Source organism: Streptomyces boncukensis, from assembly GCF_011045075.1.
In the GTDB taxonomy this organism is placed as follows: domain Bacteria; phylum Actinomycetota; class Actinomycetes; order Streptomycetales; family Streptomycetaceae; genus Streptomyces; species Streptomyces boncukensis.
The window spans coordinates 1-11,109 of sequence record NZ_JAAKZZ010000238.1; the positions used below are offsets into that span (position 1 = coordinate 1).

The following is an 11,109-nucleotide window of genomic DNA, read 5'->3' on the forward strand; positions in this document are numbered from 1 at the left end:
GGTCCGGGGGGCGGCGTCAGCTCTCCATCTCCCTCAGCGCCCTGTCCAGGACGACGTCCTCGCCGCGGGCCTGGGTCGTGCCCTCCTCCGGGAAGTGGCAGGCCGTCAGATGGCCCGCGGCGTTCCCGGAGATCTGGACCAGCGGCGGCTCCTCGGTGGCGCACTTGTCCTGGGCCTTCCAGCAGCGGGTGCGGAAGCGGCAGCCGGTCGGGGGGTTGACCGGCGAGGGGACGTCCCCGGCGAGCCGGATGCGCTCGCGCGGCTCGGCCCCGTCCGCGCCGGCTGCCCCGCCGTCCTCGTCGTCGACCAGGACGGCCTCCGGGACGGCCGAGAGCAGCGCGTGGGTGTACGGGTGGCGCGGGCGCTCGTAGATCGCCCTGCGGTCGCCCACCTCGACGATCTTCCCGAGGTACATCACCGCGACCCGCTGCGAGAAGTGCCGCACGATGGCGAGGTCGTGGGCGATGAAGACGAACGCGATGCCCAGCTCGCGCTGCACCTCCTGGAGCAGGTTGACGACCTGGGCCTGGATGGAGACGTCGAGCGCGGAGACCGGCTCGTCGGCCACGATCAGCTTGGGCTCCAGCGCCAGCGCGCGGGCGACGCCGATACGCTGCCGCTGGCCGCCGGAGAACTCGTGCGGGAAGCGGTTGTAGTGCTCGGGGTTGAGGCCGACGATCTCCAGGAGCTCCCGGATCCGCCGCTCCCTGCCGCCCTCCGGCTCGATACCGTTGACCTCCATCGGGCCCTTGATGATGCTGCCGACGGTCTGCCGGGGGTTCAGCGAGGAGTACGGGTCCTGGAAGATCATCTGGATCTCGGAGCGCACCGGGGCCAGCTGCTTGCGCGTGGAGTGCGTGATGTCCTGGCCCCGATAGGAGATGGCGCCGTCGGTCGGCTCCAGCAGCCGGGTCAGCAGCCGCCCCGTGGTCGACTTGCCGCAGCCCGACTCGCCGACGAGGCCGAAGCTCTCCCCGGCGTGCACCGTCAGGTCGATGCCCGAGACGGCCTGGACCTCGCCCACCTTCCGCTTGAACGGAAAGCCCCCCATGATCGGGAAGTGCTTGGTCAGGTTCTCGGCCATGAGCAGCGGCTCGCCCCGGGGCGCGGCGGTCTCCTCCGGCTCGGGCTTGGTCAGGGTGACGTCCTCGGTCATCGCTTCTCTATCTCCCTGTTCCTAGGGGGGTGTCTCGAATGCCCCGTGCGGCGCATGGGGCGTCCGGTGCGTGCTCTCGGCGTGCCGGGTGAAAGCCCTTGTACTGGGCGTACTCGGGCTTTCGGCCGGTGCGGCGAGAGCGCGTGCCGGGCGTTCCAGGCGTCGTGCGGGGCATTCGAAACACCCCCTAGCCCAGCCTGGGCTTGATCTGCTCGATGAAGAAGGTGCTTTGCTGCTCCGCCGTCAGATGGCAGGCGGCGCCCCGCCCGGCGGGCAGCACCGGGCGGTCGGCGGAGCAGGAGAGGCCCCCGGCCACCTCGTCCACGAAGCCGCAGCGGGGGTGGAAGGCACAGCCCGGCGGGGGCGACAGCAGGCTCGGCGGGGTGCCGTGGATCGGCGACAGCGCCTCGTTGACGTCGCCGCCCAGCCGGGGCATGGAGCTGAGCAGCCCCCAGGTGTACGGGTGCTGCGGCGCGCGCAGCACCTCGCGTACGCTGCCGCGCTCGACGGCGCGTCCGCCGTACATCACCAGGATGTCGTCGGCGACGTTGGCGATGACGCCGAGGTCGTGGGTGATGAAGACGATCGCGGAGCCGAACTCCTGCTGGAGGTCCTTGAGCAGGTCGAGGATCTGCGCCTGGACGGTGACGTCGAGCGCGGTGGTGGGCTCGTCCGCGATCAGCAGGTCCGGGTCGCAGATCAGCGCCATGGCGATCATGGCGCGCTGCCGCATACCGCCGCTGAACTGGTGCGGGTAGTCGTCGACGCGCTGCTTGGCGTTGGGGATGCCGACCTTGTCGAGCATCTCGATGGTCCGCTCGCGCGTCTCGCGCTTGGAGGCGCCGCGGTGCTTGCGGTAGGGCTCGCCGATCTGGCGGCCGACCGTGTAGTACGGCGAGAGCGCGGTGAGCGGATCCTGGAAGATCATCGCCATCTTGTTGCCGCGCAGCGACTCCAGCGTCTTCTCGCGGGCCCCGGTCAGCTCCTGCCCGTCCAGCAGGATCTCGCCGGACACCTCGGTGGTGCGCGGGTTGTGCAGCCCGAGGATCGACAGGTTGGTCACCGACTTGCCGGAGCCGGACTCGCCGACGATACCCAGGGTCTGACCGCGTTCGAGGTCGAAGGAGAGCCCGTCGACGGCCTTGACGGTGCCGTCCTCGGTGTCGAAGTGCACATACAGATCGCGCACCGAGAGAAAGGCGCCCGCGTCACCCTCGCCGCGCGGGGCCGGGACGTGCGCTTCTTTGGTCACGGTGGTCATGGTGCGGGTTCTCCTAGGACAGGCGCACGCGCGGGTCGATGAACGCGTAGGCGGCGTCCACGATGATGTTGAACAGGATGATGAAGGTCGCGGCGAACAGCATCACGCCCATCACCATGGGCAAGTCTGTGTTCTGTACCGACTTCACCGCCAGGGTGCCCAGGCCCGGCAGCGAGAACGTCCATTCGGTGATCATCGCGCCGCCGAACAGCGAGCCCAGGTCGACGCCGAAGATGGTGACGATCGGGATCAGCGAGCCGCGCCAGGCGTAGCGGAAGAAGACGTACCGCGACGACATGCCCTTGGCCCGCGCCGTGCGCACATGGTCCTCCTGGAGCTGTTCGATCAGCGAGGACCGGGACAGACGGGTGTAGTTGGCGGTGAAGATGATCTGGACCACGCACCAGGGGATCAGCAGGCCCATGAACCAGCCGCCGGGATCCTGGGTGAGGGGGACGTACTTGGGTTGGTCCAGCAGCTCCATGTTGTAGACCACGAGCGCGAGCACCAGCGGGCCGATGAAGTAGATCTGCATCGAGCTGAGCACCAGCGAGAAGGAGCTGAACGCCTTGTCGATGATCGTGCCCTTCTTCCAGGCCGCGATCATGCCGGCCCCGAGGCCGATGAACAGGAAGACGGCGGCGCCGCCGAGGGTCAGCGAGACGGTGGTCGGGAAGCGGTCCAGGATGGTCTCCCAGACGGGGTCCTGGTTCGCGAAGGAGTAGCCGAAGCAGGGTGCGGGGCAGTCGCCCTGCGCGAAGGTCCGCCCGGCGACGATGCCGACCATGAAGTGCCAGTACTGCACCGGGATCGGTTCGTCGATGCCCATGTTCTTGCGGATGACCGCGAGCGAGTCAGGCGTGCAGTTCTTGCCGCAGGCCAGCATCGCCGGGTCCCGAGGGACGGCGTAGAAGAGGAAGAAGGTGACGGCACTGATGATCAGCAGGATCACCACGGCACCGAGCGACCGGCGGATCAGAAATCGCAGCATGACGGGAACGCAGCTCTCGTGCGACAGCGGGAGGAGGTCGGACAGGACGGGTGGTCGGGCGGGGCGCGGCGCCCCGCCCGACCCGAGTTCACGCTCGCGCTACTTCTTGACGAACAGCGAGGTCGGCTGGATGTCGTGCAGCGTCTCGTCGAAGTAGACGCCGCCGACCTTGGAGCCGTGCAGCTGAATGGCCTTGTAGTAGTGCATCGGGAGTGCGGGCACGTCCTCCTTGAGGATCTTGTCCGCGAGCTTCTGCCACTCCTCGGCCGCCTTGTCCGGGTCGGTGATGGCGCGGATCCGCGTCATCTCCTTGTCCATCTCCGGGTTGTTGTGATGCGAGTAGTTGGCGGAACCGTCCTGGATCTGCCTGCCCTCGAACAGATTGGGGACCACGGTGGACGCGCTAGGCCAGTCGGCACCCCACGAGTTGTGGTAGATGTCGTAGTTGTTCTTGACCTTGCCGATCTGGTCGTAGTACGTGTCCGCGATGATGTCCTTGCGCTGGACGTTGAAGCCGGCCTTCTTCAGGTTGTCGGCCGCCGCCACCGAGAAGTTCTGCCACTCGGGCGCGTTCTGGTAGGCGAAGGTGAGCTTCATGCCCTTCTTGCCGGACTCCTCCAGCAGTTCCTTGGCCTTCTCGACGTCGCCCTGCGGCTTCTTCAGCTTGCCGAACGGGTCGGTGTTCTCCTTGCCGACCAGCGTGGGGCTGATGTAGTTGCCCGCGAGCTCGGCGCCGCCGGAGCCGCCGAAGGCGGAGACGATGGACTGGCTCGGCATGGCGTAGGCGATGGCCTGCCGGACCTTCTTGTTCTTGATCCGGTCGTTGTTGATGTTCAGATAGCTCACATACGACTGGTAGCCGGAGACGGAGCGCTTCTTGACGTCCGCGTCGGTGCGCACCTTCTGCATGCTGGACGCGTCGACCTGGTTGGTGAAGCTCGTCGCGTACTGGTTCTCACCCGCGTCCGACATCAGCCGCTTGGTCGAGTCCTCGAAGGACACGCCGAACTGGATGTCGAAGGCGTCCGGGTACTGGTTGCGCTGCGGGTCCGTGTTCTGGTCCCACTCGGGGTTGCGCACCAGCTTCATGCTCTTGCCGGACTTGAACGAGGCGACCTTGTACGGGCCGGAGGAGAGCGGCTTCTTGTCGTACTTCTGCTTGGTGTCCTTCTTCTCGGACACCACCCCGTACCCCGCCATGGCCAGCGCGTAGGGCACCTCGGCCTGCGGCTGCTTGAAGTGGAAGATGATCGTCTGGTCGTCCGGGGTCTCGATCATGCTCTTGGGCAGATGCTTGCCCTCGTACGGGCCGTCCGGCAGCTCCTTGCGGGCGTCCGCCGGGCCCTTGCCGGTGAGCCACTCCTCGATGAAGGTCGGCCCCTCGGTCATGAACGGCGCGAACTTGCGCTCGATCGTGTGCCGGATGTCCTTCGAGGTGATCTCCGAGCCGTCCTCGAACTTGACCCCGCTCTTGAGCTTGTACGTCCAGGTCTTGCCGTCGTTCGACTTCTGGCCGCTGTCCGTGGCCAGGTCCCCCACGACCTCGTACTTGTTGTCGCCGACCTTCTTGTAGTTGGTCAGCCTGCGGTGCATCAGGGTGGAGAGGGCGCCCTCGTCGCTGACGTAGATCTGCCCGGGGTCCAGGTGCGCAAAGCTGTCCCGCTGCAGGATCTTGACGGTGCCGCCCTTCCGGGCCCCCTTGACCTCGGGCGCCGGGCCCTTGGACGCTGCCGCGTCGGCGAAGGTGTAGGACACGTCCTGGCCCTGCTTCTTGGCCTTGGAGTCCTTGCTGTCGTCATCGCCCCCGCCGCCGCTGCTGCAGCCGGTGAGGACCAGCGCCCCCGCGGCGAGCGCCGCAGCGGCAGCGCGCGCTGATCGGATGCTCACTCTGCTCATAGTGATCTCTGCACCTGCCTGTAGGTTGTCCGTCGCTGCCTGACTGATGCCGCACGGGGTGGCAGCGCCCCCACCACTCGGTCCCCGACCGCCCGTGCGGGCCTCATCGGCCGGCCTTGGGGTCGAACGCGTCCCGGACCGAGTCACCGAGCAGGTTGAAGGCGAGGATGAAGATCACCATCGCGCCGCCCGGGAAGAACATGTAGGTGATGTCGCTCTGGTAGACCTCGGCGCCCTTGGCGAACATCCGGCCCCAGTCGGGGACCGGCTCCGGCATACCGACACCGAGGAAGGACAGCCCGGCGATGGCTGTGACGAAGTTCGGCAGCATATAGGTGGACTGCACCAGGATCGGCGTGACCAGGTTCGGCAGCAGCTCCTTGCGGATGATGCGGACCGGCGGGGTGCCGGCGACCTTGGCGGCCTCGATGAACTCCCGCTCGCGCAGGGAGAGCGTCTGCCCGCGCAGCAGCCTCGCCAGCGTCATCCAGCCCAGCAGCCACATCACATAGATCAGCACACAGGCGCGCATCCAGGTGGGCATCTCGTCCTGCGGATCCACGAACAGCGCCATGATGACCGGCGTGAAGGCCACGAAGAAGAGCTGGTTGGGGAACGACATCATCAGGTCGGTGAGCCGCCCGAGGAAGTAGTCGACCCTGCCGCCGAAATAGCCGCCCGCGACGCCGATCACGATCGCGGTGAGCACCGAGAGGATGGTGATCGCCACCGCCAGCGAGAGCGAGGTGCGGATCCCGAAGACGAGCTGCATGAACACGTCACGCCCGAGCCCTGGCTCGATACCGAACCAGAACTCGCTGCTCATACCGCCGTTGGGCTTCACCGGATAGCTGTTGTCGTTCAGCAGCTCCCCTACAGGCGCCTGCTGCCCGTAGCGGGTGTACGCATCCTTGCCGTACAGCTTGGAGATCACCGGGGCGAGTGCGGCCATGGCGAAGAACGCCAGCACGATGCAGGCAGAGATCACACCCACGCGGTCGCGCTTGAAGCGCATCCACATGAGCTGGCCGGGCGAACGGCCCACGAGATCGTTGCCGTTCTTGGCCGCTCGCGTGGAACTCAGGCCACCGTCTTCGGGACCAGGGGTGTCGGCCCCGGGCTTCGTGGCCTGGGAAGGACTCGTCATCGCGTTGTGCTCCCGCGCTCAATTCTCGCCGGAACCCGAATCGCTGGCCTGGATGCGGGCTGGGTTGAGCGGACTTTCGCAAGCCAATTACGGCCCAGTCAAGGGGGGTTGAACCGGCTGAACGTGATTGCGCGTTTTCTTGAGCGAACATTGTGCAGATCGAGGTCACCACGTGCTTGACAACGGGCGCCCCGGGCAGACATACCCACCCAAGGCGGTGACTACTTCCTTAACACCAGCGCAACACGGCCGTCGTCTCACCGATATCCGGCACTTCCACCCTGAACTGCGTACGGCTCAGGAGCGGCTCGATCCGGTCGCGTGTTCGTCACTCCCGTACGAGAATGCTTCTCTGCCCGTGCGCCGCCGCGGGCCGTCGGGACGGACCGCGACACTCACCCACGGGGGGCCGAGGGCATGGGCCAGGACAGAACTCTCGCGCGCGGCGCGCGCGTGTTCGGGGCACTCCTCATAGCCGTGCTGGCACTGCTCAGCCTCGGCTGGATCATCCGGGACTTCACCAAGGCGGACGAGGTCACCGATGTGTGGTGGAGCTGGTCCGGGATCCCGGCGCGGTCCGAGGACGGGGTGTGGACCACCTCGTTCACCGAGCCCACGCTGCTGCTGATGTACGCGGTGGCCGCCGTGACCGCGGCCCGCTCCTCGTCCGCCGCCGCGATACTCGCCGGCACCGGAACCGTCACCGTGCTGCTGCGCCTCCCCGGCCTGTGGAATCTGAACGCCGACTGGCTGCAGGGCATATCCGAGGGCCTGAAGAGCAAGGTCCTGCTCAGCACCAGCACGATGGTGGTCCTCGGGCTGGTCCTCGTCATCACCGCCATCGCCGGACGCCGCCCCGCGGGCGCCCTCCCGGGCGGCTACGGGCCGGGCGGCGGCTACGGCTACGGTTCCGCCTACGGCTACGGCGGGCCGCCAGCGGACCCCGCCGAGGAGCCGCCCGCCGGTCCCACCCGGGGCGGCGGGATCACCGCCTTCGTGCTGCTCGCCGCCGCCGCGGGCGTCCTCGCCGCCTGGGAGATCTACTGGTGGCAGGAGCGCGGCTGGGACGTCTACAAGCACACCCTGACCGGAGAGCGCAGCCTGGTCGCCCTGCTGGACGTGCCCGGCGGCTGGTACTCCTGGGCGCTGGCCGCCGTCGCCCTGGTCGCCGCCGTCGCCGCGCTCGCGGGCGCGCCGTTCTCCCGTCCGCTCGGGCTGATGGCGGGCACGCTGGTGGCGGCGACCGGCCTGTTCCGGGTCTCCTCCGCGTGGAAGCTGAAGCTGTTCGAGCGCTTCGACGACCTCGAAACCGTGCGCCAGCTCAACGTTGCCACGGGGCTCTTCGCGCTGGTGGTCGGCCTGTGTGTGCTGCTTGCCCTCTCGCACGGCGAGCGGCGCCCCGCGCGACCGACCGTGCCGCTCTAGCCTGTCCGGCGGATCGTGCCGGGTCGGGGGTTCCCCTTGCTGCTCGCCGCAGTCTGCCGGTGCTCTGCGGCTTGGCGCGCAGTTCCCCGCGCCCCCTACGGGGCACCATGGCGCCAGAAGCGGCCTAGTCGGCAGGGGTGTAGTCGGGGAGGGTGAGGGCGGAGTGGGCGGCGCTCATCTCGTCGGCGTTCAGGTTCTCCGGGGTGCGCAGTGCCGCGTTGCGGGCGTCGATCTCCTCCTGGGTGCCGGGGATGTTCACGGTGCCGCCCGAGGTGGCCAGGGCCTGGTTCTGCTCGGCGAAGGGGCGGGCCTTCCGCTCGTAGGCGGCGAACGCGTCGGCGTGGTGGTCGTGGCAGGCCAGTTCGCCGGCCAGGAGGTACGCGCCGACCAGGGCGACGCTGGAGCCCTGCCCGGACAGGAACGAGGTCGCGTGGGCCGCGTCGCCGGCGAGCGCGACGCGGCCGCGCGACCAGGTGGGCAGGTGGATCTGGCTGACGACGTCGAAGAACAGGTCGTCGGCCTCGCGCATGGCGGCCACCATGTGCGGGAGGTGCCAGGCGGATTCGGGGAAGCGGGAGGCGACGAGGTCGCGCTGGGCTGCGGGGTCGCGGAACGCGCCGAAGGGCGGCTCCTGCTGCCGGAAGATGAGGAAGCCGTGCACCGCGTCGCCCGGGTCCACCGCGTAGAGGATGGCCGCCCGGCCGGGGGCGTTCCAGAGCACGGCCTCGTGCGCGAGGCCGAAGGTGTTGGGGACGGTGAAGCCGGCGAAGACGTGGCCGAGGTAGCGGTGGTAGGGGTGCTCGGGGCCGTAGGCCAGGCGGCGGGTGTGGGAGTGCAGCCCGTCCGCGCCGAGGACCAGGTCGAAGGTGCGGCGGGCGCCGCCGTCGAAGGTGACCTCGACGCGGTCCCCGCGGTCGTCCAGGGTGGCGATGGAGTCGTCGAAGAGGAACTCGACGCGGTCGCGGACCGGGGCGAAGAGGGCGTCCGCGAGGTCGCCGCGGCGCACTTCGAGGTCCAGGCCCTCCGCGCCGCCGGTGAGGGCCTCGGGGCGGATGGTGCCGACAGGGGCCCCGTCGGCGTCGACGTAGGAGAGGGCACGGGTGTCGACGTGTGCCGCGCGCAGCCGCGGGAACAGTCCCATGCGGTCGACGACGTCGCGGGCGGTGCCGCGGATGTCGACCGGGTAGCCGCCGCCGCGGACCGCGGACGCCTTCTCGACGACGGTGACCTCGAAGCCGTAGCGGTCGAGCCAGTAGGCCAGGGCCGGGCCTGCGATGCTGGCACCGGATATCAGGATCGTGCGGTTGGCGGTGCGGGCCATGGGGGTCTTCCTTCCGTCACGCCGTGTATACGTACCTTAGGTATCCTTTTCAGGGTGGTCACGAGAGTACAGATACCTAACTTAGGTATGCAAATTGTCTGCGCATGGAGGTTCGATGACCACGGAGCAGCCGCCGTCCGCTGCGGCCGTGCTGGCGGTCCTGCCACGGCTGATGCAGTTGAGCAACGCCGTCAACCGGGGCCGGCTCGCCGAGCGGGCGACCGCCGCGGCCGGGCACGCCCTGGACCGTCCCGCCATCAGCATCCTCGTGACGCTCCACACGGCGGACAGCGCGCTGCGCATCGGGGAGATCGCGGAGCGGATGCAGGTGGTCGGTCCGCATATCACCCGGCAGGTCCAGGGCCTGGAGCGGCGCGGCCTCGTCCACCGCGTCCGCGACCCGGACGACCGCCGGGCCAGCCTGATCGAGCCGACCGACGAGGGGGCCGCTGCGGCGGAGCGCTATGTGGCGGCCATGGTCACCTGGTTCACGGAGGCCATCGGCGACTGGCCGGAGGGAGATCAGCAGGAGCTCGGGCGGCTGCTCGGACGGCTGGTCGACGACGTCGTCGCACGCCTGGCCCGGCTTTCCGACGACTCGCCGGGTTAGGGCCCTTCTGATGGCTCCCCGGGGCTCACTCCGCGGGGGACTCCTCCCTCTCCTCCGCGAAGTGGCAGGCCGAGGGGTGGTGGGCCGGGTCGTCCGGTGCGGTGTCCGCGAGCGGTTCCGGGACCGCGAGCAGCGGCTCCTCCACCGCGCACCGCTGCTGCGCCTTCCAGCACCGGGTGCGGAACCGGCATCCGGACGGCGGGTGCGCGGGCGAGGGGACGTCGCCCTCCAGCACGATCCGCTCGCGCCGCTCCCGCGCCGCCGGGTCCGGCACCGGCACCGCCGAGAGCAGGGCCTGGGTGTAGGGGTGGGTGGGGTGCTCGTAGATCTCCTCGTCCGTGCCCAGCTCGACGATCTTGCCGAGGTACATCACCCCCACCCGGTCGCAGATGTGCCGGACCACCGACAGGTCGTGGGCGATGAAGAGGTAGGCGAGGTCGAACTCGTTCTGCAGGCGCTCCATCAGATTGACGACCTGCGCCTGGACGGAGACGTCCAGCGCGGACACCGGCTCGTCCGCGACGATGATCTCGGGACGGAGGGCCAGCCCGCGCGCGATGCCGATCCGCTGCCGCTGGCCGCCGCTGAACTGGTGCGGATAGCGGTTGATGTACTCGGGGTTGAGCCCGACGACGTCCAGCAGCTCCCGGACCCTGGCCCGCCGGCTGCCCTTGGGGGCCACCTCCGGGTGGATGTCGAAGGGCTCACCGACGATGTCGCCGACCGTCATCCGCGGGTTGAGGGAGGTGTAGGGGTCCTGGAAGACCATCTGGATGTTCCGCCGGACCGCCTTCAGCGCCCGGCCCCGGGCCCGGGTGATGTCCTCGCCCTTGTAGCGGACCGTGCCGGAGGTCGGGCGCTCCAGGTGCGTGAGCAGCTTGGCGACGGTGGACTTGCCGCACCCGGACTCGCCCACCAGGCCCAGGGTCTCACCGCGCCGCAGGTCGAAGGAGACGCCGTCGACGGCCTGGACGGCGCCCACCTGGCGGCGGAAGACCACGCCCTGGGTGAGCGGGAAGTGCTTGACCAGGTCCCGCACTTCGAGCAGCGCGCCGGTGCCGTCACTCGCCATCGTCGAACATCTCCCTCCAGAAGTGGCACGCGCTGGCCCGCTCCTCGGTCACCTCGTACAGCGGCGGTTCCTCGGCGCGGCAGCGCTCCCTGGCCAGCGGGCAGCGGGGGTTGAAGGCGCAGCCGGGCGGGATGGCGAGGAGGCTGGGCGGCAGGCCCCGGATGGCGTTCAGCTCCCGTCCCTTCTGGTCGAGCCGGGGGATGGAGTCGAGCAGGCCCCGGGTGTACGGG

Annotated in this window: 10 protein-coding genes; 2 read left to right on the forward strand and 8 right to left on the reverse strand. The window is 69.1% G+C overall.

Translation table 11 applies throughout. From position 1 onward, the window contains the following. Positions 1 to 16: 16 nt before the first annotated feature. The 5 genes from G5C65_RS21285 to G5C65_RS21305 form a co-directional block, all read right to left on the reverse strand. On the reverse strand, positions 17 to 1,156 hold the full coding sequence (locus G5C65_RS21285) for an ABC transporter ATP-binding protein (RefSeq protein WP_165300494.1): 1,140 nt from the start codon (positions 1,154 to 1,156) through the stop codon (positions 17 to 19). 187 nt (positions 1,157 to 1,343) lie between these two features. Continuing rightward, positions 1,344 to 2,417 (reverse strand): ABC transporter ATP-binding protein, encoded by a 1,074-nt coding sequence (locus G5C65_RS21290; RefSeq protein WP_165300495.1) that lies wholly within the window; start codon positions 2,415 to 2,417, stop codon positions 1,344 to 1,346. 13 nt (positions 2,418 to 2,430) lie between these two features. Continuing rightward, entirely contained in the window at positions 2,431 to 3,408 is a 978-nt protein-coding gene (locus G5C65_RS21295; protein ID WP_165300496.1) for an ABC transporter permease, read from the reverse strand. A gap of 99 nt (positions 3,409 to 3,507) precedes the next feature. Then, positions 3,508 to 5,304, reverse strand: a complete 1,797-nt coding sequence (locus tag G5C65_RS21300; RefSeq protein WP_165300497.1) for an ABC transporter substrate-binding protein — start codon at positions 5,302 to 5,304, stop codon at positions 3,508 to 3,510. A 103-nt stretch (positions 5,305 to 5,407) separates the two neighbouring features. Then, positions 5,408 to 6,451, reverse strand: a complete 1,044-nt coding sequence (locus G5C65_RS21305; protein WP_165300498.1) for an ABC transporter permease — start codon at positions 6,449 to 6,451, stop codon at positions 5,408 to 5,410. Between the two features lie 417 nt (positions 6,452 to 6,868). On the opposite strand from G5C65_RS21305, the gene G5C65_RS21310 reads away from it, so the two are divergent. Continuing rightward, positions 6,869 to 7,876 carry a hypothetical protein gene (locus G5C65_RS21310; RefSeq protein WP_165300499.1) on the forward strand — a complete coding sequence of 336 codons (1,008 nt, stop codon included), beginning with the start codon at positions 6,869 to 6,871 and terminating at the stop codon, positions 7,874 to 7,876. Between the two features lie 124 nt (positions 7,877 to 8,000). On the opposite strand, the gene G5C65_RS21315 is transcribed toward G5C65_RS21310, so the two are convergent. Next, entirely contained in the window at positions 8,001 to 9,197 is a 1,197-nt protein-coding gene (locus G5C65_RS21315) for an FAD-dependent monooxygenase (RefSeq protein WP_165300500.1), read from the reverse strand. 115 nt (positions 9,198 to 9,312) lie between these two features. Here G5C65_RS21315 and G5C65_RS21320 point away from each other — a divergent pair, with 115 nt between their 5' ends. After that, entirely contained in the window at positions 9,313 to 9,807 is a 495-nt protein-coding gene (locus G5C65_RS21320) for a MarR family winged helix-turn-helix transcriptional regulator (protein WP_165300501.1), read from the forward strand. 25 nt (positions 9,808 to 9,832) lie between these two features. On the opposite strand, the gene G5C65_RS21325 is transcribed toward G5C65_RS21320, so the two are convergent. Continuing rightward, complete coding sequence (locus G5C65_RS21325; RefSeq protein WP_165300502.1) at positions 9,833 to 10,879, reverse strand: ABC transporter ATP-binding protein; 1,047 nt, start codon at positions 10,877 to 10,879, stop codon at positions 9,833 to 9,835. Beyond that, a partial coding sequence (locus G5C65_RS21330) for an oligopeptide/dipeptide ABC transporter ATP-binding protein (RefSeq protein WP_338146562.1) occupies positions 10,869 to 11,109 on the reverse strand: 241 nt, incomplete at its 5' end. The genes G5C65_RS21325 and G5C65_RS21330, both read right to left, overlap by 11 nt.